The 25,832-nt window shown below is 38.8% G+C and carries 20 protein-coding genes; 7 read left to right on the forward strand and 13 right to left on the reverse strand.

Annotated elements, in window-relative coordinates:
• Window positions 1–5: 5 nt before the first annotated feature.
• The 8 genes from QMA08_RS17540 to QMA08_RS17575 all read right to left on the reverse strand — a co-directional run bounded on the left by QMA08_RS17540 (window position 6) and on the right by QMA08_RS17575 (window position 7,033).
• Window positions 6–281: an NAD(P) transhydrogenase subunit alpha gene (locus QMA08_RS17540; RefSeq protein WP_273606506.1), complete on the reverse strand. Its 276-nt coding sequence runs from the start codon at window positions 279–281 to the stop codon at window positions 6–8.
• Entirely contained in the window at window positions 278–1,444 is a 1,167-nt protein-coding gene (locus QMA08_RS17545) for an NAD(P) transhydrogenase subunit alpha (RefSeq protein WP_290175061.1), read from the reverse strand. The genes QMA08_RS17540 and QMA08_RS17545 overlap by 4 nt, the downstream gene beginning before the upstream one ends.
• A 208-nt stretch (window positions 1,445–1,652) precedes the next feature.
• Window positions 1,653–2,483: a 5-dehydro-4-deoxy-D-glucuronate isomerase gene (gene kduI / locus QMA08_RS17550; protein ID WP_290175062.1), complete on the reverse strand. Its 831-nt coding sequence runs from the start codon at window positions 2,481–2,483 to the stop codon at window positions 1,653–1,655.
• A 53-nt stretch (window positions 2,484–2,536) separates the two neighbouring features.
• Window positions 2,537–3,310 (reverse strand): glucose 1-dehydrogenase, encoded by a 774-nt coding sequence (locus QMA08_RS17555; protein ID WP_290175063.1) that lies wholly within the window; start codon window positions 3,308–3,310, stop codon window positions 2,537–2,539.
• A 39-nt stretch (window positions 3,311–3,349) separates the two neighbouring features.
• Window positions 3,350–4,642 (reverse strand): TRAP transporter large permease, encoded by a 1,293-nt coding sequence (locus tag QMA08_RS17560; RefSeq protein WP_290175064.1) that lies wholly within the window; start codon window positions 4,640–4,642, stop codon window positions 3,350–3,352.
• The gene (locus QMA08_RS17565) at window positions 4,639–5,142 is read right to left on the reverse strand and encodes a TRAP transporter small permease (RefSeq protein WP_290175065.1); all 504 of its coding nucleotides are present in this window, start codon (window positions 5,140–5,142) and stop codon (window positions 4,639–4,641) included. The genes QMA08_RS17560 and QMA08_RS17565 overlap by 4 nt, the downstream gene beginning before the upstream one ends.
• Window positions 5,139–6,125, reverse strand: a complete 987-nt coding sequence (locus QMA08_RS17570) for a TRAP transporter substrate-binding protein (protein WP_290175066.1) — start codon at window positions 6,123–6,125, stop codon at window positions 5,139–5,141. The genes QMA08_RS17565 and QMA08_RS17570 overlap by 4 nt, the downstream gene beginning before the upstream one ends.
• Window positions 6,122–7,033, reverse strand: a complete 912-nt coding sequence (locus QMA08_RS17575) for a sugar kinase (protein WP_290175067.1) — start codon at window positions 7,031–7,033, stop codon at window positions 6,122–6,124. Before QMA08_RS17575 ends, QMA08_RS17570 begins: the two co-directional genes overlap by 4 nt.
• Window positions 7,034–7,376: 343 nt before the next feature.
• On the opposite strand from QMA08_RS17575, the gene QMA08_RS17580 reads away from it, so the two are divergent.
• Window positions 7,377–8,210 (forward strand): DeoR/GlpR family DNA-binding transcription regulator, encoded by an 834-nt coding sequence (locus QMA08_RS17580; RefSeq protein ID WP_290175068.1) that lies wholly within the window; start codon window positions 7,377–7,379, stop codon window positions 8,208–8,210.
• Between the two features lie 44 nt (window positions 8,211–8,254).
• Here the strand turns inward: QMA08_RS17580 and QMA08_RS17585 are convergent, their stop codons facing one another.
• Both QMA08_RS17585 and QMA08_RS17590 read right to left on the reverse strand, forming a co-directional pair.
• Window positions 8,255–8,926, reverse strand: a complete 672-nt coding sequence (locus QMA08_RS17585; RefSeq protein WP_290175069.1) for a hypothetical protein — start codon at window positions 8,924–8,926, stop codon at window positions 8,255–8,257.
• 205 nt (window positions 8,927–9,131) lie between these two features.
• Window positions 9,132–10,094, reverse strand: coding sequence for a class 1 fructose-bisphosphatase (locus QMA08_RS17590; RefSeq protein WP_290175070.1), 963 nt, complete (start codon window positions 10,092–10,094; stop codon window positions 9,132–9,134).
• 344 nt (window positions 10,095–10,438) lie between these two features.
• On the opposite strand from QMA08_RS17590, the gene QMA08_RS17595 reads away from it, so the two are divergent.
• Window positions 10,439–11,344, forward strand: a complete 906-nt coding sequence (locus tag QMA08_RS17595; protein WP_290175071.1) for a LysR family transcriptional regulator — start codon at window positions 10,439–10,441, stop codon at window positions 11,342–11,344.
• A 63-nt stretch (window positions 11,345–11,407) separates the two neighbouring features.
• Here the strand turns inward: QMA08_RS17595 and QMA08_RS17600 are convergent, their stop codons facing one another.
• Window positions 11,408–12,853, reverse strand: coding sequence for a sulfatase-like hydrolase/transferase (locus tag QMA08_RS17600; protein WP_290175072.1), 1,446 nt, complete (start codon window positions 12,851–12,853; stop codon window positions 11,408–11,410).
• Between the two features lie 136 nt (window positions 12,854–12,989).
• Here QMA08_RS17600 and QMA08_RS17605 point away from each other — a divergent pair, with 136 nt between their 5' ends.
• The 5 genes from QMA08_RS17605 (at window position 12,990) to QMA08_RS17625 (ending at window position 23,285) form a co-directional block, all read left to right on the forward strand.
• Window positions 12,990–15,773 (forward strand): alpha-L-rhamnosidase, encoded by a 2,784-nt coding sequence (locus QMA08_RS17605; protein ID WP_290175073.1) that lies wholly within the window; start codon window positions 12,990–12,992, stop codon window positions 15,771–15,773.
• Entirely contained in the window at window positions 15,760–17,211 is a 1,452-nt protein-coding gene (locus QMA08_RS17610) for a sulfatase (RefSeq protein ID WP_290175074.1), read from the forward strand. The genes QMA08_RS17605 and QMA08_RS17610 overlap by 14 nt, the downstream gene beginning before the upstream one ends.
• Window positions 17,212–17,220: 9 nt before the next feature.
• Window positions 17,221–18,924: a hypothetical protein gene (locus tag QMA08_RS17615; protein WP_290175075.1), complete on the forward strand. Its 1,704-nt coding sequence runs from the start codon at window positions 17,221–17,223 to the stop codon at window positions 18,922–18,924.
• A gap of 39 nt (window positions 18,925–18,963) precedes the next feature.
• Entirely contained in the window at window positions 18,964–19,932 is a 969-nt protein-coding gene (locus QMA08_RS17620) for a heparin lyase I family protein (RefSeq protein ID WP_290175076.1), read from the forward strand.
• Window positions 19,933–19,997: 65 nt separating this feature from the next.
• Window positions 19,998–23,285, forward strand: coding sequence for a glycosyl hydrolase (locus tag QMA08_RS17625; RefSeq protein ID WP_290175077.1), 3,288 nt, complete (start codon window positions 19,998–20,000; stop codon window positions 23,283–23,285).
• A gap of 226 nt (window positions 23,286–23,511) precedes the next feature.
• Here QMA08_RS17625 and QMA08_RS17630 read toward each other — a convergent pair whose 3' ends face one another.
• Both QMA08_RS17630 and QMA08_RS17635 read right to left on the reverse strand, forming a co-directional pair.
• A complete protein-coding gene (locus QMA08_RS17630) occupies window positions 23,512–24,465 on the reverse strand; it encodes a hypothetical protein (RefSeq protein WP_290175078.1) in 954 nt (317 codons plus the stop codon).
• Between the two features lie 13 nt (window positions 24,466–24,478).
• Window positions 24,479–25,654: a right-handed parallel beta-helix repeat-containing protein gene (locus QMA08_RS17635; protein WP_290175079.1), complete on the reverse strand. Its 1,176-nt coding sequence runs from the start codon at window positions 25,652–25,654 to the stop codon at window positions 24,479–24,481.
• Between the last annotated feature and the right edge of the window lie 178 nt (window positions 25,655–25,832).

Here is a 25,832-nt window from a genome sequence, read left to right on the forward strand (position 1 = left end):
CTCTCCTAGCGCTTTTTAAACATCGCAAGCATACGGTCAGTCACAAGATAGCCACCCACCACATTGACCGTAGCTAACATGACCGCAGCAGCACCTAACCATGTGGCAAGCGCGTGCGACTCACCACCGGCCAAACTCAATGCACCAATCACCGTGATACCCGATATCGCATTCGCACCCGACATAAGCGGAGTATGTAATGTCGCAGGGACTTTACGAATAAGCTCAAAGCCAACAAAGATGGCGAGCATTAATATAAATAAAAGATAAATACCGGTCATGATACTTGCTCCACAGGTTGAGTCTCTTGTTGCGAGCGTAGCTCACTGATTGTTTGATTAGTTATATCGCCCTGATGTGTAATGACCGCACTCTTTTGAATGTCATCTTCAAGGTCAATTACAAAGTGGTTGTTGTCTTTGTGCCAGAACTCACTAACTAAGTTAAATAGGTTATTGGCGTACATTTGTGAGGCATTAAGAGCCACTTCATTTGACCAGTTCCCCGTCCCAATGACTTTGACCCCGTCAATCACAGTGGTGTCACCCGCCACAGAGCCAGCCACATTACCGCCACTCTCCGCGGCCATATCCACAATCACTGAGCCCGCTTTCATTTGCCCAATAGTGTCGTGATTGATTAATAGTGGCGGTTTACGGCCAAACAGTTGTGCCGTCGTGATAACAATGTCAGATTGTGCTATACACTGCGTTTGAGCCGACTGCTGCTTAGCCATTTGCTCTGGAGTCAGTGCTTGTGCATACCCTTGCGCGGTTTGTCCCGTATCACCTAAGTCAATGTCTAAAAACTTGGCGCCTAATGAACGCACCTGCTCTGCAACCACCGTACGCGTATCAAAGGCGGTCACTGCCGCACCTAAGCGTTTTGCCGTTGCTATCGCTTGTAATCCCGCCACACCCGCGCCAATGATAAATACTTTCGCTGGCTTAATGGTGCCCGCCGCTGTCATCATCATCGGTAAAATACTTGGTAATTCCGCTATGGCTTTTGTCACCATAACATATCCCGCCAAGCTGGCTTGTGAGCTCAGTGCATCCATTTTTTGGCAACGCGTACTACGAGGTATCATTTCCATGCTAAAACTGGTGACCTGGTTTTGACACAATAGGTCCACATAGTCGTGGCTATTGAATGGATCTAAAAAGCTAATCACGGTCTTATTTTTAGCGTGCACAACATCCTCGCCTGGTAGCTTATCTACCGAGAGGATCACATCCGCTTGCGCTAAAATTTCAACGCGGTCTTTAAGCACTGTGGCGCCTGCATTAACGTAGTCTTCATCCGTGATGAAAATACCGTCGCCAATACCTGACTCAACAATTACGTCAGCCCCTAACAGCACATACGCTTTGACATTCGCGGGCAATAATCCACACCGCCGCTCTCGGCTAGCGGCCTCTTTTAAACACACTATTTTGGCCATAAATTTTCCTCATTCCTAAATTTAAGGTGCAACAATTCCTCCAACACATTTTGTCGGATAGAAGATAAATACCCACTCGGTGGGTTGTATAGGGTAACCCCAAACAAACAAAGCTAAGAATAGCTTTCCCAAAACTGTTTGGAGATGTAAAGTACCGGCGGTCGCCGGTACATGGGAGGCGAACGCTTAGTTAATATGTATCATCTAATTAACGTAATGCACTCACCTCAATGTGGTCCATATCATCGAACTCTTGGTTTTCACCACCCATAGCCCAAATGAACGTATAGTTAGACGTACCTACACCGCTGTGGATTGACCAGCTTGGTGACGCTATTGCTACTTCACTTTCTATTGGCAATGTACGCACTTCCGTTGGCTCACCCATTAAATGAAATACTTTTTCATCTTTTGGTAGGTCAAAGTACATATACACTTCAGTACGTCTAAAGTGAGTGTGCGGTGGCTTGGTATTCCAAACACTGCCCTTTTTAAGCTCTGTGATACCCATCACTAACTGACAGCTATCCACAATACCTGGGCGAATTGATTGGAAAATCGTGCGCTCATTCGAGGTCTCTTGAGAGCCAAGCTCAATAAACTTTGCCTTACTTTTTGGGACGTGCACGGTCTTAGTAACACGGTGTGCAGGATACGACGCTAAATAAAACTTTGCTGGGTTCGCTTCGTCTTTCGATGAAAACACCACCTCTTGGCTTTCTTTAGCAATATAGAGACTATCGCGGTTATTCATTGGGTACTCTGTACCATCAACGGTAATAAGTCCTTCGCCACCAATATTTATCACACCAGCTTCACGTCGTTGACAAAAATAGTCTGCGGCCAGCTCTTTATGTGTTGGCAAGACTATCGGCTCACCTGCGGGTGTAATGCCCCCAATCACAGCACGGTCAACATCGGTATAAGTTAAATTAATCTTACCGGCTTCAAATAATGGTGCTGTCACAAACGCATCACGTAACTCATCATTACGCATTGTCTTGTAGCTTCTAATATCCGCTGAGAACATAAAGTCCATAATTGCCCCTTTGTATAACTTGTTTATACATTTGAAATTTAAATAATGATGGCTTAGCGAGCCATCCAACCGCCATCAACTAACATGACATGGCCATTTACATAATTTGCTGCATTACTTGATAAAAAGACTGTCGCACCTGCTAGATCTTCTGGTTTACCCCAAATACCACTTGGAATACGAGCCGTAATACTCTCATGACGCTCTTTGTCTTGACGCAAGTTATAAGTGTTATCTGTTTCGAAGTACCCGGGCGCGATCGCATTTACCTGAATATTGCTCGATGCCCACTCGTTTGCTAAAGCTTTTGTTAACTGAGCTACACCACCTTTACTCGCTGCATAAGCTGGCACTGTAATTCCACCTGAGAAGCTCAGTAATGATGCGATATTGATGATTTTACCTGAGCCTTGTTCAAGCATATGCTTACCGGCTTCACGGCAAAATTTAAACACACCATTTAAATTTGTATTGATGACTTCATTCCAATCATCATCTGAAAACTCATGCGCTGGTGAACGTTTAATCGTACCGGCATTATTAACTAAAATATCTATTCGGCCGAACTCACGGATTGTATCTGCAACAGCTTGTTTGATTTGCTCGCCATCACCTTGATCACAACCAAGTGCCAAGCAACTCACACCCTTTTGTTTTAATAAAGAGATAGTGCTTTCAACATTTTCAGCCTTTGAGCCAATGGCTACAATTGTTGCGCCAGCTTCACCCAATGCAATTGCCATTGCTTGACCTAAACCACGGCTAGCTCCGGTAACAACTGCGACCTTATTCTCTAAACCAAACTGTTGTTGTAAATATGTGTTCATTACTAAATTCCTATTAAACGGTTTAAATAAATAGCCTTCTTAGATTAAACCTAAAAGTTGAGGTAAAAACTCACTAATCGAAGGAAAGATTGTGACTAAAACAAGTGCCACTACCATCGCTACGTATAATGGCAATATGGGTTTAACAATCTGACTGATTGAAACCTTACCAATACTGCAGCCAACAAATAGAACGCTACCTACCGGCGGTGTACACAGTCCTATTGATAAATTTAAGATCATCATTATGCCGAAGTGCAGAGGTGAGATGCCTAAACTTTCAGCAACAGGTAAAAATATTGGTGTAAATATCAATACCGCAGGCGTCATGTCCATAAAGGTGCCTATCAATAACAACGTAATATTAATTATTAATAGAATAACTAATGGATTCTCTGATAATGCTAGAAGTGTTTGGCTGATTGTCTGCGGGATCAACTCATAAGACATTAACCAAGACATTGCAGATGACGCACCGATTAACAACATGACAATAGCGGTTGTATTAACCGCTTTAAGTAAAATTGGATAAAGGTCTTTGTAGCTTAGCTCTTTATAAAAAACTAAAGACACAACCAATGAATAAAGTACAGCAATTGCGCCAGCTTCCGTTGGTGTGAAGAAGCCTCCAATGATTCCTCCGATGATTAAAACAATCAAAAATAGGCTTGGAATAGCACCAAATAAGGAAGGCCAAAACGGTCCGATTGACTCATTGGACAACGGCTGAATATTTTTACGTTTAACATATATTGCAGCGCCAGCGATGAGTAACAATGTCACTAAAAGGCCCGGTAAATATCCTGCAATAAACAAGGCAGCAATCGAAACCCCACCACTAGCAAGTGAGTAAATGATCAAAATATTACTTGGCGGGATCAACATACCTGTTGTGGCAGCGGTAACCGTCACAGCCGTGCTAAATGGTTTGTCATATCCCTCTTTTTTCATTGCCGGGATCATAAAACCACCAATAGCTGAAGTCGCAGCTACTGCAGAGCCTGATATAGAGCCAAAAAGAGCACATGAAATGACATTTACAAATGCTAAGCCACCTGGAAGTCGACCTACTAACACTTTTGCAAATTCAATCAACCTAAGTGCGATACCACCTTGCCCCATGATATACCCAGATAAGATGAAGTAAGGAATAGCGAGCAATGCGAAACTGTCTATACCAGCTGTTAGCCTTTGGGCAATTGTAGTAAGCGCAGGTAGTGTATCAATTGTCGCTAACATGGTTACTAATGTGGCAAATATAATAGCCAATGCTATCGGTAAATTAATTAACAGCAAAAGAGCAAAAACACCAAACAAAATTACACTAGTCATATGATGTCCTCCTGCTCTACTGAATAACTTGGAGCATTGAAAAAGAAATAAGTGCTATAGAGTAAAAATAGCAATCCACTTAGGGGTAATACGGTATACACACCGGCCATTGGTAAGTTCAAAACCGCCGAGTGCTGACCCAAAGTCCATGTGATGTGTACTAGATTAAGGCCACCAATTATCAACACAGTGATCGCAAATATAGCCACTAATAGACAACACAGCTGAAAAACAACTTTAGCTTTCGCTGCCGACAGGTTACGTACTATCAGGTCAAAGCCTAAGTGGCTTTGTTCTCGGTAAGCATATGCTCCTCCGAGTAAACTTATCCAAATAAGTAAGAAACGAGCTACTTCTTCAGTAAATGAGCTTGGCTGAGGTAGTACAAACCGTGTTAAAACTTGCCAAGTTACATCAATGACTAATAGCGCCATCATTAAAGCTAATAAAATCCGTAAAAAACGGTCAATTGTGTGTAAGACGTGCTCAAACTGTTTCACTTTGGCTCTCCCATAGCTTTTATATCTTTAATGAGAGGTTCTAGTATCGTACCTTCTAATGATTCATAAATAGGGCTTACGCTCTCTTGAAACAGTATTTTGTCTGCAGTAATGACTTCAACACCCGCTTCTTTTACTTTTTGTAAAGACATCTGGGTCGACTCTGCCCAAAGAACTTTCTGATATTCCGTGGCTTCGCTCATTGCTTGGCTTAACCATTGTTGCTCTTGTGGTTTAAGTTTATTCCACACCTTTGTACCAATAACGATTACGTCAGGGATAGAAGTATGTTCATCTAATAAATAATACTTACTGACCTCATAATGCTTAGAAAAATAAAAGCTGGGGGGGTTGTTCTCTGCACCACCGACTATTCCTTGTTGAAGTGCTGTATATAATTCACCCCAACTAACAGTCGTTGCCGCACCGCCCATAGTGTTAACCATACTTACAGCTGTTTTACTATTCATAACTCTTATTTTTAGCCCCTGAAGATCTTCAGGCTTCTCTACTTTTCGCTTTGTAGAGTAAAAACTACGACTACCTGCATCAAAGTATCCTAAGCCCTTAATCAAAAAGGGAGTACCGGCATCAAGTAAGTCTTGGCCAAGTTCACTATCTAAAGTTTTCCAATAATGTTCATCGTCGTTAAATAAATAGGGGAGGCTAAAAACTTTCATTTGTGGCACAAAAGCTTCAAGCGAGCTCGCAGAAACTTTCGTCATTCCCATACTACCAATTTGGAGGAGCTCAAGGACCTCACGCTCAGTACCCACTTGAGCTGACGGATAGATAATCAGGCGCATAGTGCCCCCTGATAACTCTTGCAGCACTTCATTCATATATACAAGTGACTTATGGACTGGATGTTTAGTATCTAAATGATGGGCTAAGCGAATTGAAGTTTGACTATCATCCTTACTACCGCACGCAGATAAAAGAAAAAGAACAAAAATAGTAGAAGCAAATCTAAAAAATTTCATAAATCACCACCTAATAAACATATATCGCGATTTATGATGGCACCCTTATACATGATGACCGTACTAGCACATTGCTGCCCAGCCTTAATACAAGCTTCGTCGTTTCGCCCTTGTAACTTAGCAGCTATATATGCTCCATTGAATGAATCACCAGCAGCGGTTGTATCAACTGGAGTTAGTACTGTTTCTAATGGATAAAATGTACATGCTTTATCTTTATAAAAATGACAACCGCGGTGACCATTCTTCACAACAACTTCAGAAGTGCCTGAATCCACCCAACGAGTAATACAATCTTCTATTGAATGGGTTCCATATAAAGCTTTTTCATCATCAAAGCTCAGTAATGCAATATCAGTTAACGACATCATCTTCGTAAAAACTTCTATTGCATCATGAGTACTCATCCAATTATTTATCCGGTAATTATTATCAAATATTACTATTCCGCCTTTTTTACGGTATTGAGATAGGCAATTAAATAGCGCAACTAAATCATCTTGAGGGTAAAGGGAAAGAGTTATTCCGCTTAGGAATATCATTTCATAAGATTTGATTTCATCTAATATGACAGGATAATCAGAAAGCATTGTGCGGGCAGGAGAGTTTTGTCTCCAATAGTTAAAGTAACGCTCACCATTTTCATCATTATTAATAATATATAGGCCAGGCAATTTACTGTTTTTAATTCTTACATGGTTAATACCCACACCTTCACTGCGCCAAGCGTCCAGCATATTTTGGCTGTAGGGATCATCACCTAATACGGAAAAATAATCGGCTTCGCCATTGCATCGACATAAATAAATAGCAGTGTTTAAAGTATCTCCGCCGAAGCCCATTTTAAATTGGTCATCACTTTGTTGACTCAATTCAATCATGCATTCACCTAGTACAGCTACTTTCACAATTACATCCTTAGATTAAATCTACATAAGCCACTATCGATAATTCACTGCTTTAGTATTCTTATTGTTCAAGAAGTATTTAGCTGAATGATTCTAACTGCAGGCTATGTGATTGTAAATGATTATATTGAGCGATAATGACTGAAAGTAATATTTTTGTCAAACTCGTAAATATTATATTAAGTGTTTTTTGTCTACTAGAACGCCCACTTAACTAATGGTTAATACGAAAAAGAAGTTAGAGGCTGCATCAAAAAAATCAAATCATGTCAAAAAATGTCTTTTGTGGTCAGGTGTGATATAGTTATATGACTAATTTTTTAATGGTTAATTTCTATTTAATATGAATAAATCTTCTGTAAGTATTGTCACCAATGAACAATCATTACCTATGCTAGAAAAGCATAGGCAACAATTAATCATAGACATTTTAGAGCAACGCCAGTTTGCGAGTGTGCGTAATCTAACTCAGTTGCTAAATGCTTCAGAAGCTACTATTAGACGTGATATTACTAAAATGTCTAAACGTGGTGAAATAACTAAAATTAGAGGCGGTGCAGAATCTATAACAGGAGAGAAGAAGAAAAAAAATATCTCTAGCTCTTCATTTGTTGTAGATAAGACAAAGCAAGCTAATACAAAAAAGCTTATTGCAAAACGTGCGGTTGAGTTATGTTCTGATGGTGACTCCATTATAATCAATGGTGGTAGCTCAACTTTTATGATGGGCGAATACCTTGCTAAGTTACAGTTAAATATACTTACAAACTCTTTTGTATTAGCTAACTACATTACGGAAAATAGTGATAACCAAGTTTCGTTACCTGGTGGCGAAATTTATAGAGATCAAGGCATTATTCTCAGCTCATATGAAAGTGATACCACCGAAAATTATCGGGCTACTATGATGTTTATGGGCACGCCAGGGATAGGGGAATTTGGAGTCATGGAGTCAGACCCATTGCTCATTAGATCAGAACAAAAATTAAAAAAGCAAACTGAGAAATTGGTTATTTTAGCTGACAGTACTAAGCTGGGTCAGCATAGTAATTTTATTTTTTGCCCGCTGTCTGAAGTCGACATTCTAATTACTGACTCGAATGCAGATAAAAAACTAATCAAGGACTTTGAAAGTCAGGGTATAGAGGTAATTATTGTACCCTGCGCCACACCGTAACCTCGAAACAGAAGCCCTTTTGTCTGGGGCTTCTTCTATGTTTATTACCAGTATACTCGCTCAAATCCTGTATTTCTTATGTAATCTCTGTTCTTAGGGTTATCTACTACTACGACTCCTAAAGATTCATTCGCTAATGACGCATCATTAAACTGAGGGTCATCGATAAACACCTTGTCAGGTACCCTAAGAGGATAGTTCTTTTGTTGTAAATATCTGTAAAAAGTATGTATTTTCACATCGCCCATATTAAAACACTCTACGGAAAATTTTTCCCAATTAGTATTAGTTGCTAATATAACAAGCCTATTATATTCAAACTGACTAATTAAGTTTCGCTCCACTAAAGCTGCTGTAAAACCCCTTGCTGCCTCAATATAGTTAGCTGTGCTTAATACGATCAAATCGCAGATCTGTATACTTTGCCTGAGTGCAATAATGGCTTGTTTTGGTACAAAATCCTTATCTATTAAGTCTAGGGTTAGCCTTTTAGCTGTATTAAAGATCTTCTCTTGTGCATTTTCAACACCCCGGAGTAAACCAAGTGCACCTACAAGTAGAGTATGCGAGTTTTCATACGTTTTACTTTTTGCTTCCCACGCTAAAACCATCGCTTTGAAAGCCGTTGGTTCACATAGCTCTTGCATAACTAAGAACCATAAATCATTGCCACTTTTAGTTAAAGTACCGTCAATATCAAATATGTGAGTACGCAAACCCTATATACTCCAGTTTAAATACAATATATAAATCAGCATTATTTTCAGCCTCTTCAACTTCATAAACACAACAAGTTCCAATCATTTACCATATATAAACGATTTCCGTTTAACCTGAATAACCCTGCAAAAGAAACCTAAAGTCTATAAGCATGCAGCTACGACTTATAGGTAGCTTGACGAGCAATTTTTGTATTTAACGCTAAATAGTAGACTTATTATAATATTCAACCTGCTCTTTAGAACCTATAGTTACGGGTACACGCTGATGAAGGGAAGTCGGCTTAATGGTTAAAATTGACTGACCTAAGCTTGTTGCTAAGCCCCCACTTTTTTCTACAAGTAAAGCAAGGGGGTTAGCTTCATATAGCAGCCTGATTTTGCCATTACTATTCCCGCTTCTAGTATCTTGTGGGTACAAGAATAATCCACCACGGCTAATAATGCGGTGAATATCACCTACCATAGCCGCATTCCATCTCATGGAAGAACCTGAAAATGCATCACTTTGATATAAGACCTCATCAAAATAACACTGAACCTTTTCTGGCCAGTAGCGATAGTTTGCAATATTCACTGCGAATTCTTTAGTTTTTCCCGGAATATCGAAGTTATTTTCTGTTAACAGGTAGCCTCCATGAGTAGAGTCTAGTGTGTAACAACGCGTTGGGCCTCCTGTCGTCATAACAAGTAGAGTTGAAGCACCGTAGAGGACATATCCGGCACACACCTGCTCTTCACCTTTTTGAGCAAATTGTAGCTCGCTATCATCAGGTACATCATCTTTTGCTTTGTATATTGTAAAAATAGTGCCTATTTGCCCATTAATATCAACATTAGACGAGCCGTCTAATGGGTCGAATGCAACGATATAAGGTGCCTTTGGTGTAGCAGCAACGACAAAGTCTTCTTCTTCTGAGGCAATGGCGCGAACAGAGTCGTCATTTAGCAGCATATCTTTGAGTAGCTGGTTTGCAATAACGTCCAATTTTTTTTGGACTTCTCCCTGAATATTCTCATCTAAGGTTGAGCCAAGTACACCAGCAAGCGCACCTTGACTAACTCTAAAGGAGATCTCTTTAGAAGCTGCTAGAATTGTTCTAATTAACATAATTAGTTCAATGTTAACGTTGTCTTTTTTTAGAGCTGGTATTAACCTTTCCAATTTTTCACCCTTCGTATTTTACTCAACTTAAAGCAGCTATAAAAAATTTTAGTTGTCAATTTTAAATACTTTTCATAGCAAGATGGTAATGAATCGCTTTAGCTCACTCACCATAAACCAGAGCTTATTTGGCATAGACAGCTTAAGTCGCCCAATATTCAATATCTTGAATATTACCCAGTTACTCCCAATAAAAATAAAAAGCATAAATAGCTTCATTACTTTCTATTCTAGGTAACTAACTGTTGATAATTAAAGAAGACAATATACTACCCATTTTTTTATGTGTATATTCAAGATAAAGTTATAAACTGTTTCCATTAAGGTCATAATAAAGAGGGTTTATGGTAGGGGCTTCAGAATTAGCTATCTTTGCTATAGTTGTTGAGGAAAACTCATTTAGCCAAGCCGCATTAAAAATGGGGCTATCAAAAACAGCTGTTAGCAAAAAAGTATCTGCTTTGGAAAGTAAGCTAAATACTCAGTTACTCTACAGAACAACAAGGAAGCTGAGCTTAACAGATGCAGGTAAACTACTTTATGAATATGCAAAAGGGATCAATCAGCAAGCAAATGATGCATTTAGTGCAGTGAACGAGCTTTCCAAAGAAGTTTCTGGGCATATTGTGATGTCAGTACCTACTATATCAGGAGAGCTGTTGCTGGCCGATTTAGTTGCAAAGTTTTGTAAGAAGTACCCTAAAGTCAGTATAGAGTTACGATTAGAGAATAAACTCGTTGACCTAGTTGATGAAGGAGTTGATTTAGCAATAAGAACTGCTATTTTAACAGACTCATCATTAATAGCAGTTCCGCTGTTAGAGTCAAATTGGGTTGTTTGCGCATCTCCAAAGTATTTAGCCGACGCTGAAGCTATCGTCGATATAAACAGCTTAAAAAAACACAATTGCTTATGTTATGACTTACAAGCTAACGGGAGTAATGAATGGCGCTTTACTCTAAATGAAGGTCTAACTTCAATAATAGTAAATGGCAGTATGTCATCTAATAATGCATTATCATTAAAAAAAGCAGCTCTTAATAACGTAGGCTTAATATACGTGCCTAAGTGTAGCGTCTATGAAGAACTAAAAAGCGGTAAATTGGTACAAGTTTTAAAAAACTATGAAACACGCTCTTTAGGTGTTTTTGCCGTATACCCTTATACACGCCATAAACCAGAGAAGATTACATTACTTATCGATGATATAAAACAAGCCTACCTTTCCCTAAAGCATATTTTTAGCTAAAGGCACTTACTTATACTAAAAATCAGAGGTTTCTTAGTAAAAGAAGCCTCTGATGGGCTAAATTTACTGCCTACTATTTAAAAAGTTAGCTCTTTCTTTAACCTCTATGGTTCTTTGATCTTCATACATTTTAATATATTCACCTGTGCGCTTGCGAAAATATTCAACTTTAGATTTATACTCAGGGAGTGAAGCTAAATTAAATTTCTCTTGGGGATCTTCAAGTAAGTTATAAAGTTGTAAATAGTTATTTTTATAAAAATCCACAAACTTCCAATTGTTTGTTCGTACACCCACCATCGGTGGTATAGATACTCTTTTAGGCTGATACATATGCTCAAAGAAAAACTCGTCTCGCCATAAAGAAACTTGTTCATCTTTAACTAAACTAACTAAGCTACTACCTTGGTAGGTTTCAGGTATTGCAACACTTGCGTAGTCTAAAATAGTAGGGGCTATATCAATGTTAAGCGCCGTTTCTTCAATATTACTCCCCTGATTTTTAGTGTTACGTGGATCGTAAATAATTAGAGGCACTCTCAGGTCCTCTTCCCAACCAAACCATTTACCTGCTAGTTGACGTTCATTAAGGCTATACCCGTTATCGCCCGTATAAATAACAACCGTATTTTTTAGCATATCTAGCTGCTCTAACTGCTTAATAATTTGACCAACACCTTCATCAACCGCACTGATTGCACGATAATGGCGTTTAATCATTTTTTGGTACATTGCGTCATTTGCATACCTGTACTTCCAACGGACACGACCAACAGATTTCTGTAAAAAATCAGGCAATGCTTCAAATGTCGCATCATCAGATAACTTTGCAGGAGGAATCGTTATATCACTATATAAGTTTTCGAATTTTGCTGGGTAGTGATATTGATCCTTTTTGTCACTATCAAGTGCATGAGGGTTCCAAAAGTTAACATTGAGTACCCAAGGCTTAGAAGAATTTTGCACATTTACAATGAAGTCTTTAGCTCTTTGCGCAATATAATGAGTTTGAGGAATTTCGCTACCTTTATAAGTATTTGTTTTTGAATGTAGCAGCGGCTCAAAGTAATCAAACCTTTCTGAAACCTCACCTGATAACTTAATTTCATATTTACCTACAAACCCAGACGTATATCCACTATCTTTTAATTTTTTTGGATAAATATTGTCAGATTCAATAGCACCGGTTGCTGGTCGGCTAAAAGTGAAGTCGTGAGTACGCTCTGTTAGCCCCGTCAATATACTAATACGGCTTGATGCACAAATAGGAGTAGTAACAAATGAATTAGAAAAGCTCACCCCCTGATTTGCTAACACATCTAAATTAGGTGTTTTTATAATAGGGTGGTTTTTGCCTAGCAAATCCCAACGATGATCATCAGCAAGAATAAAAAGAATATTAGGACGTTTATTAATCTTTTTTTCAACATCCTCTCGTTCAGTCCCATTAGAGTTAAACCCTATGGTAATTAAAGTTATTAAAAACAGCGTGTTAAAATACATTTTCATTTTATCCATCCATCAAATTACATCACTACACAGAATAAAAAATCAAAACCAATCACAATGATGACTTATTTAGCTTGAAAATGACAGTTTAAATGTTACTGTAAAAAAATAACCAATTAACATACACACACACAAAATGAATAAATCAAGACAATACAGTTTATTTAATAAGACGTTTGTTAAGGCATTAATTCTCACATTAATTATGTGCTTTAACGCAGCGTGCACCAGTGAAAGAGAAACACCACATTCACAGCAAGCCTATGAACTAATTGCAGCTCCCGTTGAATTAAAAGTAGGCGAAGGCTTTGAATCACCTGTAGGTTATTATGAAAGTAAGCCTCGTTTTTCATGGGAAATTTCGCAAAATACGCATTCAAATTTTCAGTCGGCCTATCAAATTCAAGTAAGTAGTACTTTAAACAAATTTAATACACAACCAGATTTATGGGATAGTAAAAAAGTAAACTCATCAAACACAAGTTGGGTTCAATACCAAGGCTTGCCGCTTAACTCTAGGCAGCAATTGTATTGGCGAGTAAAAGTATGGAATGAAAAGAATCAAGTATCGCAATGGAGTAAACCTCAAAGTATAGAGCTCGGGCTGTTAAGTAACAAAGATTGGCAAGCTCAATGGATTGGACATCCCAACACTCAACAGACTCAAAACCCCTCAAAAAGTACTATCGCAACTCCCCAGTATTTTAGAAAGTCATTCAATATAAACAAAAAAATACAACAGGCTCGCCTTTATATTACGTCTAAAGGTGTATTTAAACCTTTTATTAATGGTGAAGAAGTTTCTAAAATCGATGTAATGACACCGGGTTGGACACCATACAATAAACGAATTGAAACGCTTACATATGATCTGACTGACAAACTAACACAAGGCGAAAATACCTTTGCATCAATATTAGCGGGTGGCTGGTTTTCAGCGCGGATTGCTGATTTAAAAGATACAGATCATATTCACTCCCCTCTTTTACTTGCTCAGCTCGAAGTACAATTTACAGATGGCTCTAAACAAGTAGTTACAACTGATGAGTCTTGGAAAGTAACGCAAAATGGTCCTATTCGTTTTGCAAGTAATTATGACGGTGAGCACTACTCGCAGGCAAAAGAGCAGCCAAATTGGAATAAGCAAAACTTTGACAGTTCTGCATGGCCAAGCGTTTATACAAAAAATTTAGACCCAGCGATTAAACTTAGCCCAAAAAGACACGAACCAATCAGAGTTATCAGTGAGCTATCGCCAATAAAGATATTGAACCTTAGCAAAAGCAGTGTTGTGTTTGATTTTGGTCAAAATATGGTTGGAGTCCCTGAAATTAGCGTACCAGCAGTTGCAAACCAAAAAATAAAAATTGAATTTGCCGAAGCATTGCATATGGGCGAATTTTATACTGACAACTACCGTAGTGCATTATCAACTAACTACTTCACGCCATCAAAATCAGGGCGTATTAAATACAAACCAACTTTTACCTTTCATGGATACAGATACATCAAACTATCAGGATTTGATACCTCAAAAGTCCCTTCTAAGGACTGGGTAAAAGCGCTTGTACAACATTCTGATATTAAACTTTACGATAATTTTAGCTCTTCACATTCTAAGTTAAATAAGCTTTTCAGTAATATTAACTGGGGCCTTAAGAGTAACTTTTATGATGTTCCCCTAGACTGCCCTCAGCGAGATGAACGACTTGGTTGGACTGGCGATGCCAATGCATTTGTTACACCTTCAATGTATATGGCTGACTCATATGGCTTTTGGTCAGCTTGGTTAGAGAGCATGCGTGAAGAACAAACAGATAATGGAAAAATTCCTTTATATATTCCTTATGTTGAATGGATTAAGTGGACCTCTTCAGGCTGGGGCGACGCTGCTACTATTATTCCTTGGGAATTGTACATAATGACTGGTGATAAATCGGTGCTCGCAGATAACTACGACATGATGAAAAATTGGTTAAAGTACCACGAGAGCCAAAGTAATAATCATATTTCTAACATGCAAACGTTTGGTGACTGGTTACAACCTTACCCTAAAGCGCAGGGGAAAAAAGCAAACCGAGGAGATACCGATTTTAGCCTAATTGGTACAGCCTTTTACGCTCGCTCTATTGAGCTAACGCTAAATACAGCCAAAGTACTTAATCGTAAAAATGACGTAGAACAACTAACGGAGTTACATCAACAGATAAAAACCGCCTTTAGAAACACATTTTTTGATCAAAACCTAATACCAAAGAAAGGCGAACCAACACAAACAGCTTACTTACTTGCTTTAGAGTTCAATTTACTTGAGCAAACAGACATTGAAAAAGCACAAGAGCAGCTAATTGAACTTATTCAAAAAGCCGATAATCACCTTCGCACAGGTTTCTTAGGCACACCATTACTAGCTTCAGCTTTACAAAAAGCAGGTCGTAGTGATTTAGTCTATGAATTACTGTTTAAAGAAAGCTATCCATCATGGTTTTATTCAATTAACAATGGCGCAACAACAACGTGGGAGCGCTGGAACTCATATTCGCTAGAAGATGGATTTAACCCGCAAGGTATGAACTCCCTCAACCACTATGCTTATGGCACTATTTCAAGATGGTTTTATGAAGGAATATTGGGTGTTACTCCTATAGAAGCGGGATTTAAAGAGTTTAAAGTATCTCCACAATTTTCTCAGTATCTAAATGAGGTTGGCGGAACAATACAAACAATCAATGGTGCCATTGAACTAAGTTGGACATTAAAGGGGGATCAAGCATCTATTTCTCTCACAGTACCTAAAAACTCTACAGCAATACTAGATTTGGCTCATTTAAGCGATGTAACGGTTTTACAGCAAAGTAAAAACGTTACTCATAAGACAAGATTAACACCAGGTGAGTATGTAATAAATGGCAAAATTTAACGCAATTGCGGCATCATTAATGCTTACACTCACAGCATGCAGTACAAGCCAAAATCAACATGCTTTGGATGATACTAGTGGCAAAGAACCATTAAATGTACTCGTTTTTATGATCGATGATTTACGAAGTGACCTTGGTACTTATGGACACGAGCATGTAAAAAGTCCAAATATTAATAAACTGGCCAATGAAGGCGTTAAGTTTACTAACGCTTATGCACAACAAGCTATTTGCGGGCCATCACGAGTTAGTATTATGACAGGGTTGCGCCCTGAGACAACCGGATTATATACAATTCGAAAAGATGGCCGCTTACGCCCCAATCAACCTGATGTTGTTTCTATGCCGCAGCTTTTTAAAGAAAACGGCTACAAGACTATCAGCATAGGTAAGGTTTATCATAGTGTAACGGACGATCAGGAAAACTGGTCAACGCATATTAAAAAGCTTGATAACTTTTACGCGAATCCTGAAAACGCCAAAACGCGCTTTGCTTATGAAGCCGGCGACGTAGATGACAACTTTTATAAAGATGGCAAAGTAGCAGCGGATGCAATCAATACTCTAAAACAACTTGAAGATGATAAATTTTTAATGTTTGTCGGTTTTAGTAAGCCACACCTCCCCTTTAATGCCCCAAAAAAATATTGGGACCTCTATGATCGAGAACAGTTCAGTGTTCCTAGTAGAGATAAACCAGACAATATGTATAGGCTAGCTCTCACCAAATGGGGGGAACTTCGCATGTATGGCGGTATTCCGAAAAAAGGGGATGTTGATGATGAGCTGACTAAAACGCTTATTCACGCTTACTACGCATCGGTCAGTTACATGGATGCGCAAGTTGGCCGTGTCATGAAAGCGTTAGAGGAAATGGGATTACGTGACAATACAATGGTCGTGTTTATGAGCGATCACGGATACAAGTTGGGCGAGTACGGTGCATGGAATAAACACACCAATATGCAGTTAGATACGAAAGTGCCTCTTATCATCAGCCGAGAGCTATCCCATGATAGTCGCCAAGCTGGTGTAACATCAAACGCACTCGTTGAAAACGTTGATATTTTTCCTTCTGTAGCTCAAGCAGCCGGGCTCCCCATTCCTAAAATAGATGGTAAAAGCTTATTAACCGTAGCTGATAGCCCTGATATGCCATTCAAGAAAGCGGCTTATAGTTTATTTAATCGTGGAAAAATCATGGGAGTAACAGTAACGGATGGCCTTTGGCGCTATACAGAATGGCGTGATGCTAAAACGCAAGAGATTAAGAGTACTGAGCTCTACAATCACACTACCAGCGATGTAGCAACCATCAATGTGTCTGGACAGAGACAATATCAAGCGCTTGAACAAGAGTTAAAAACTCTTTTACATGAAAAATTTCCACAAGACGCTCCATCGTTTTATGAAAAACGTCACATAAAAAACAATTAAGAAACAACAATGAAACTACTTCAACACACACTAATTACACTCTGTATATATATTTCAGGCTGCCAATCGCCAGACGATACATCACTCAAAGATAATACAACCACACAGCAAAATGAAATTGCGCAGACTTTGACTGCTGATTTCACCTCAGATAAAGAAAAGCTAGGTGAGATTTATGATTTTTTTGATATCGCAGTAAGGACCGAGCGTGGTAACCCTAAATCTAAACCAGCTACCTTTGGTCGAAAGGCCAAAGTTAATACTGTTCGCATGTTAGGTGGATGGTACAACCAAGATCTTACTGGTGATACGTATATTTGGGACGGAGAAAAATACGTCTACAATTTCAAAGCGGCGACTGATCGCATTGATAGTTGGCTTGAGAATGATTGGGATATATTTCAGATCGTACTGGATAACCCTCCTTGGGCATTCCAACGTGGCTATACTTTTGTCGAAGAGTCAGATGGCATACACTATTTAGCCAAAGACCGAATCGGCGTATATGGTAACGGTTTACCACCAAAAGGCGCAAAAGCTTGGCATAACTATATTTCAGCATTCATAAAGCACTTAGTTTCAACCTATGGCGAAGAAAAAGTAAATAGTTGGCGATTCAGAATTGGCTCAGAAATAGACACAAGACCACAACACTGGGCTGCAACACAGCAAGAATTTTTTGAACATTATCAAAATACAGTTTCAGCAATAAAATCAGTGCTTCCTAATGCCTTAGTGGGCACTCACTTTAGAGAAGCCACACATAAAAGTAAGTATATTGACTACACAGGTAATACCGAAGATGCTTATGCTCCTAACTTTGTACGTTGGGCAAAACAAAATAATGTACCGTATGATTTTTTAGCTATTTCATATTATCCGCATATCACTCATCCACAAGAAATGGACATGCATGAGGTCTATCAAAAGCAAATAGCCCCGATTCTCGAACACCCTGACTACAACACAAATGCTGACTTTGAAATTCATGAATATAAGTTCATCGTAAAAATGAAACGTGCGGGATTCGTGAGTGTGGCAACGTCACATAACTCCGCATTTTTTGCCATGTTGTCAAAAATGATGCTAGAGAAAAATATAAAAGACATTTACCAATGGGGAAATGCCAGAGATGGCTCGTACAGCCCTGAAGCAATGACGCAACTAGCACTCAACGATATGGTTGGAAATACTTTCTATCGTAATACACAAGATAAAACTCAATCCGACAATGGAAATTACATCGACGGCATATTTTCTCAAAAGCTGAACAACCAAGATATTGATATTCTTATTTTCAGTTTTAATAAAGACAATATGGAGTATCAAAAGCCTGAGCCAATTAAGCTATCAATGCATGTCGATAAACCTGCCGGTACCCAATTTAAATATCGAGTCGCCCAGATTGATAACACGAGTAATATCGATCAATTATTTTTTGCAGATCACCCTGAAGCATTGATAACGCAAAGCCAAGGTGGATGGCGTAAAAACGATGCTCACCCAACAGCTTCGGCCACAAATTCATTAAACGAAACCGGGCTCAAAGTTTATAAAGAAAGCCTATCCAAATATGGACAAATCAACTCCCTTAATTGGGGTGAATGGCGTACCTCTCGAACCAAAAAGAATGGGCAACATGAAAACTCTACAGTAGAGATTAAAAACACCCTCCCTTCTTTTGCCGTGCAAAAGTATCAAGTCCAATGGTAGAGCACTTATAAAAACAAGAATCAGTAGGAATTAAAAATCATGCAAAATAAATACTATCAGTTAGCAGCGTTGTCACTACTTCTATCAGGCTGTGGTACCAACAACCAAACAGAAACTATCTCAGAGGAGCAACACAGCTCACAAGGCTACTCTGTCGGTAAACATAGTGAACGTTCTGATACCGTCACCTATGAGTCATTTGAAAATAAAGGATGGAATGCACAGAATACGACCTTAAGTATAAGCACTCACCAGCCTGGCCTTGATACGTCACTGCCAAAAAACTTTTTATTTACACAGTTTCAGGGCCCTCACTCTTTCTCGATTGAAAACACAATCGCGCGTTATGGAGACTCTTCAGCGAAGCTACATTGGCATCACAATGAGCCAGAAAAATACAATGGTGATCCACAAGTCCTCGACAACACCGATAGAAAAGCAATGCTTCATGGGCACAAAGCTAGTAGCACATTAGCGACTGTTTGGTATGGCTTCAGTGTCTACTTTCCTAGCGAAAAAACACAAATAGAGGGTGATCAAGGAGCTCTATTCTTCCAAATACATGGTGCGAGAGATAAAAATAAAGAGCCAAACCGTATCCCACCACTTTCAATAAATATAATTAAAAATGGCTTTAACATTGGTTACTCTTGGGATAGCAAAAAAATAAGTACCAGTAGCCAAGGTGAAGGAAGACAAGATTTTGACGTACCAGCCAAGTTAGTCGATTACCAAGACCGCTGGGTTGATTTTGTTATCAATGTAAAAACAAATCCTTTTGAAAATAAAGGGGCTATTAATATTTGGGTGGATGGCGAACAAATAGTTGACCGAACAAATATTAAAATTGGCTATAACGATGACATGGGAGTCTACCCCTCATTTGGTTGGTACTTATGGGGTAACTACGCCAATAGAAATAAAGACATGGTTATGTACCTTGATGAAGTTCGTCAAGCCGAAGGGGAAGATATTAACTATCATGACGTTGCGCCTAAAGCTAACTAATAATGCGTTCTAAAGTGGTTAAGCTAAACACTAAATTAGTACCGTAAGTTTTTATAGAGAACAATATGAAATTTAAATCACATACCATTATGCCATTAGCTGTAGCTGTATTTTCGTTTAATACACTAGCAGAGCAAATATCCTCTGAAGTGTTTAAAAATCCGACCCCAAATTACTCACCTAAAACTTGGATGCATGCCATGAACGGTAATATGAGTAAGCCAGGATTTACTGAAGATTTTAAAGCTATGAAAGAAGCAGGTATTGGCGGTGCTATTTTTTTTCATGTGCACCGTCGTAATAAACCCTATTCATCTGATGGCCCTATTCGTTTTGGAACAGACGAGTTTTATGATCACATTGTTCATGCTGCCGCACAAGCTGATAAAAATGATATTGAGTTTGGTATTCATAACGCCGATGGCTGGACTTCAAGTGGTGGGCCTTGGGTAACCCCTGAAATGTCAATGAAGCGTATTACTTGGTCAGAACAAGCAGTGCAAATAAATCAAGATGGTACTAAGATTCTTCCACCGCAACCTGGCTTTTATGAGCAGTTTTATCGCGATGTCGCCGTTATTGCGCTACCCGCAAATAAATATAATCAAAGTAATGCCTTTGAAAATGCAAAAGTGACCGTCTCAGATCCTACATTAAACCCTGCTTTACTGACTGACAATGACTGGGATAGCACGTTAACGTTCAACCAAAACAAAGAAGATAACTACTGGGTACAAGTCGAAGTTGATCAGCCAACCACATTACGCAGTTTACACATTGAAATCCCAAACCGTCATGGTGATGCGGCCTTGCAAATATCTGCTGATGGTATTAATTTTACCACCGTCGTTAAAAAGTTAAGGCGCCCTCGCCCAGGTGCTAGATTATGGGCTTTTAGCCCGCAACTTGTTAGTGATAAAACAGATGGCTATAAAGCTAAATATTTTCGCTTAGTTTTCGATAAACCAATTACACTTAAACGATTCGACTTATGGTCTGTACCACGAATTGATGATTGGTTTTCAATGAATTCGATGGAACGGGGCCGCGTAAGTTTAGCACCAAAAATCAATCCGTTAGCAATAACCAAAGCAAAAGATGTTTTAGTATTAAACCGTGGCGAGTTACCCAAAAATGGCATAAAACTCCCTAAAGGAGACTGGCGCATCTTGCGTTTTGGTTATACCAGCACCGGCGCTTATAACGTCCCCGCCACTGTTGAAGGCGAAGGGTTAGAAGTGGATAAATTTGATGCCAAAGCCCTACAGTTTCACTTTGATGCTTTTGTAGGTAAGTTAATGAAAAAAGTGCAAGCAAAAGGCATCAAGTCACTTAAAACTACTGAAATTGACAGTTATGAAGTGGGCGGACAAAACTGGACCGCAGGTATAGAAAACACTTTCCAAGAAAAGTTTGGTTACGACCTTATCAAATGGTTACCCTTATTAACCGGCCGTGTGATTGAATCACCTGAGCATACGGGAGCTATTTTACAAGAGTTACGTCAACATCAGTCTGATTTAATGGTTGAAAACTACTTTGGTGAATTTACCCGTTTATCTCACCTATATGGTTTAGAGGCATACATTGAACCTTATGGTTGGGGGCCATTTGATGAACTAGCCTCAGGTGGTAAAGCAGACCGCTTAATGGGTGAATTTTGGGTAAAATCATTCCCAGGAACAGATAAGGTCTATCATGGGCGAACCAGTGCTGCTATTTCATCTGGTCATATTTACGGTAAAAAAATCATTTCCGCGGAATCATTTACCTCAACAACCGTAAACTGGAAAGGTCACCCATACTTCTATAAGCATCATGGTGATCATATGTGGGCACGAGGCATTAACGAAACCATGTTCCATCGTTTTGCCCATCAGCCTAATAATCATATTAAGCCAGGTATGACAATGGACTCAATTGGGTCTCATATCGATCGTACTCAAACATGGTGGAATAATGGTGGCACGCATTGGTTTAAATATTTAGCCCGCGGATCTTACCTATTACAACAAGGTGTGCCAGACGCCGATTTTTTAGTGCACTTAGGTGACGTGGCACCAGTACGAGGAAATAGCGGTGTTGAAATACCCGCAGGCTATGGACACGACTTTACCAACACCGATGTTTTGCTTAATCGTGTCAATGTAAAAGATGGTTGGTTAGTCCTACCTGAAGGCACACGCTATAAAGCGCTTTACCTCACTAAAACTCATTACCTTCACTTAAAAACGTTAAAACGTATCCAAGAACTCGTTGCAGCTGGTGCAACTGTCATTGGTAGTAAGCCAAAAGAAGTTATTGGTTTTAGCGAATGGCAAAATAGAACCGAATTTAACAAAATTGCTAATAAACTTTGGCCAAACACCTCAAACACTATAAACCCATACCAAAAAGGGATTGTAAGCAACGCCACTCTTGAAGAGTCTATTAAGCAGTTAAAATTACAACCCGATTTACTGATAAACGATGAACCCGTCAAAGTATTTGCTAAACGTCGGATTGATGGGAACAACTTATACTTTTTTCATAGTGAAAAGCCAGAATTTCAACAAATCACTGTCGATATCCGTGACGGAGATGGTACTCCAGAAATCTGGAATAATAATGATGGCACAATTGAGCAGATCAAAAGTTTCCGCAGGACCGGTAATCGAATCATCATTGATTTAGCACTTGAACCTTACGCCAGTCGTTTTATTTTGATCCGTCGAGATAGTAAAGCACCACAATACACCGGTGCCTACTCTCAACTGGTTAAGGATATATACCTAAACGCTGAAAAAGCAGCGAAAATAAAAGAGCTGTCTGGCCCGTGGAATATTAAGTTTGATCAAAAATTGGCAGGTCCAGGATTAGTTACATTTGATAAATTACAAGATTGGAGCACACGCTCAGAAGAAGGTATCAAGCATTATTCTGGCACCGCTCAGTATTCCAAATCGTTCTCTATTACTAAACAGCAAATCAATGCTGATAAAGCTATTTATCTTGATTTAGGTGAGGTGCAGCAAATAGCTGAAGTCACACTCAATGGTAAAAAGTTAGGCACATTATGGAAACCACCGTTCGCTTTAAACATCAGTAAAGTGATCAAAGCTGGTAACAACGAACTCGAAATAAAAGTAACCAATACATGGGTTAACCGATTAATTGGTGACGAAGCCCTACCAGATACTAGTGGCTATAAAATGACAGGCAAAACGGTGCCTTGGCTCAATGCAAATGAGCCACCGCCAAAAAGCGAAAGAGTTACATTTACCGGCTTTAATTTCTTTACAAAAGAGAAATCTAAAATCCTACAAACCTCTGGATTAATTGGTCCTGTGCGTGTTGTTCAGTTAAATGATTAACACATGTATACAAGCACACAATTTCACAGCGCAATATTAAAGTTTAATATTGCGCTTGGACATGCTAGCGTCCCTAAAATAAATATTGTGCAAACTATAAGTTAATATTCGGTTTAGCATCTGCTATAAATAATTGATACAGAGTTTCTGTTCACAATTGGAAATTTTATGCAGTTAGACTTCTGTGTTTTAGTAAATTTATGATTTAGCATTATTGCTAATACTATTAAATATCTAACAACGTCAAAATATCGGAAATAATAAGCTTATTATTAGTGCTCTGTGAAGGGTCATTGCCCATATAAGATAGCTGGCTAACTAAAGCCTCGATATTCCCTAGTTTAGATTGATCAGATATTGCTAAGTTTCTAATAACAGAAAGAATATGATTGCTTGCTTCAGATCTAACTAATAAATCGTATACCGAAAAATCAGCATTAGAAGTATTGTTCAGTAATACTTCTAATGCTGTATTTTTTATATTGGGATTTTCTGAATACTCGTATAGAGCTTTAATAGAGTCTTGATGTGAATTTGCTAATTTACTGTATGCTGCATCGGCTAAAAATTTTAATAATTGAAGCTGTTCAATTTCACTTAAATATATATTAAACACTGTATTCAACAGTTGTGTTTGCGCATCTGTATCATCTAATTCAAATAACAAGTTAATTGCAAAAACGCGATTTTCAACAATATCGTGATATAGCAACTCCTCTATCACTGCTTTAATTTGCTCTGTTGTTCCATGCGCTAAAATTCTTTGTAAGTAAATACGATGCTCGCCATGCGGCAAATCAGCTAGTGTATTAAGTAATTGATAATAAATATCAGATTGAGATGCTGCTAACTGAGCCACTTCAATCATTGTGGCCTCCGACGATGAAATTATATCGTCATTTGGCATAGGGTTACCTAACCTTTCTATCCAGCTGTGTATATCTTTAGTATGTCTGTTAATTCTGGGATCTTGTTTATGCAAAATGGGCGGCGGTATAATAATGTTTTTTTCTACCAATAACGCCTTTTTTAAATAGGTATCTTCTGAGTCATCAATACTCAATCTCTTCAAATCATCTGGTGCGTCATAAGTCAATTGCAGTGCTTGCTGCGCGCAGAGTGATACAAATAAAGTTACACCTAATAAAAGTGCAACTTTACGTAATGTTATTATAAACACTAACAAGTAACCATTATTCGTTTGCAGAACGAATATCGATGTAACTGTTGTAGGTATTACCTGTGATACTAATAGGTGCATTACCTTGCTTAGACAATGCAATTACTGTTTTATTGCGTCTTTGCGAAGTTGAGCCATCAGCACTGAAATTATTATTTCTCATCTGATTTAAAGTACCATCAAGGTTCTCAAAAGTTACACCTCTATATTTACCGCCACCGCCTAACGCACTTTCTGAACCAGCAACTTTGCCACCTAAGTTAATAATGGCGTTACCATTTACTTTCGAGTTACGCGTATTTTCTAATAATATCCCTCTTACCGAGCGATTGATTTCGTTATTTTCAATTGTAATATTAGACGCCACACGGCCAGGTAAATTTTGCTTAATGCTAAGCCCAACTGCAGTGTCTACAATCTCGTTACCGCGCATCACTATGCCATCAGCACCACGCTTAGAAGATATACCGTCATATGCACGCTTAATAATATTATTTATTAAGTGGTACTCACTTCGCATATTCGCATTCTGTCCATTAGCAGATACATAAATACCCGCATCGCGAATACCGTAAAACTCACTGTTTCTTACTTCACCACGTTTTACAGAGCTAATAAATACACCACTGTCACCGCCCGCATCCGAAAAAACCTTTCCTGAGCCTAACGTTCCGCGCATGAGCACATCATCAACAAGTGCGTTATCTATTCGCTGAGGTCCATTTGTCCATGCCCCCCTTATAGATAATGCATCACCTGTTTTCTGAACTCCTTGCCTAGAAGATGGTACAAGGCTTTGAATTGGCACAACGGCTGAGTTATCAGATTTTGAAAACTCAAAATAACCACCTTTCCAACTTACATTTGCGTTTCGCTTATTAGAATAACGACATTGATCAGAAGCGCTTTTCACCGCATCAATACTAAACATGTCTCCATCAAGTCCAGCAGCCGAAGTAAAGGTAGCTCCTGATGCATTCACCGTTAAATCTTTTCTAACAACGATAGTAATAGGTTTAGATATAGTAAAATCACCAGTGATTGTAATTGGAACACCGGTATTAGTAGCTCTTTGCAACGCCTCAACAAGTTGTGAATAATTTCCGCTGGCGGGATTAAACGGCTTTTTGGTGCAACTATTTTGCACAGCTTGCGCTAAACCTGATGTCGCTGACAGCGATAGAGCCATACTAAGGAATCCCAAAAGTTTTATTTTTTTCATTTTATACCTTGCATTAATTGATTGAATATGACTAAAAACCAATTATTTTGACTTAAATGGATTGTTATTGAATATTACGAAATTAGCAAATATTTAACAAGTAAAATCGTTCCCAAAATAGATGCAGTGTAGGATGTGGTTTTTG

Origin of the sequence: Pseudoalteromonas sp. APC 3355 (genome assembly GCF_030407615.1) — a bacterium.
GTDB lineage: Bacteria > Pseudomonadota > Gammaproteobacteria > Enterobacterales > Alteromonadaceae > Pseudoalteromonas > Pseudoalteromonas distincta.

Coding starts and splice junctions, on each gene's coding strand:
- QMA08_RS17540 (WP_273606506.1), bottom strand. CDS start 281: ATGACCGGTATTTATCTTTTATTTATATTAATGCTCGCCATCTTTGTT.
- QMA08_RS17545 (WP_290175061.1), bottom strand. CDS start 1,444: ATGGCCAAAATAGTGTGTTTAAAAGAGGCCGCTAGCCGAGAGCGGCGG.
- kduI (WP_290175062.1), bottom strand. CDS start 2,483: ATGGACTTTATGTTCTCAGCGGATATTAGAAGCTACAAGACAATGCGT.
- QMA08_RS17555 (WP_290175063.1), bottom strand. CDS start 3,310: ATGAACACATATTTACAACAACAGTTTGGTTTAGAGAATAAGGTCGCA.
- QMA08_RS17560 (WP_290175064.1), bottom strand. CDS start 4,642: ATGACTAGTGTAATTTTGTTTGGTGTTTTTGCTCTTTTGCTGTTAATT.
- QMA08_RS17570 (WP_290175066.1), bottom strand. CDS start 6,125: ATGAAATTTTTTAGATTTGCTTCTACTATTTTTGTTCTTTTTCTTTTA.
- QMA08_RS17580 (WP_290175068.1), top strand. CDS start 7,377: ATGAATAAATCTTCTGTAAGTATTGTCACCAATGAACAATCATTACCT.
- QMA08_RS17595 (WP_290175071.1), top strand. CDS start 10,439: ATGGTAGGGGCTTCAGAATTAGCTATCTTTGCTATAGTTGTTGAGGAA.
- QMA08_RS17600 (WP_290175072.1), bottom strand. CDS start 12,853: ATGAAAATGTATTTTAACACGCTGTTTTTAATAACTTTAATTACCATA.
- QMA08_RS17605 (WP_290175073.1), top strand. CDS start 12,990: ATGAATAAATCAAGACAATACAGTTTATTTAATAAGACGTTTGTTAAG.
- QMA08_RS17610 (WP_290175074.1), top strand. CDS start 15,760: ATGGCAAAATTTAACGCAATTGCGGCATCATTAATGCTTACACTCACA.
- QMA08_RS17615 (WP_290175075.1), top strand. CDS start 17,221: ATGAAACTACTTCAACACACACTAATTACACTCTGTATATATATTTCA.
- QMA08_RS17620 (WP_290175076.1), top strand. CDS start 18,964: ATGCAAAATAAATACTATCAGTTAGCAGCGTTGTCACTACTTCTATCA.
- QMA08_RS17625 (WP_290175077.1), top strand. CDS start 19,998: ATGAAATTTAAATCACATACCATTATGCCATTAGCTGTAGCTGTATTT.
- QMA08_RS17635 (WP_290175079.1), bottom strand. CDS start 25,654: ATGGCTCTATCGCTGTCAGCGACATCAGGTTTAGCGCAAGCTGTGCAA.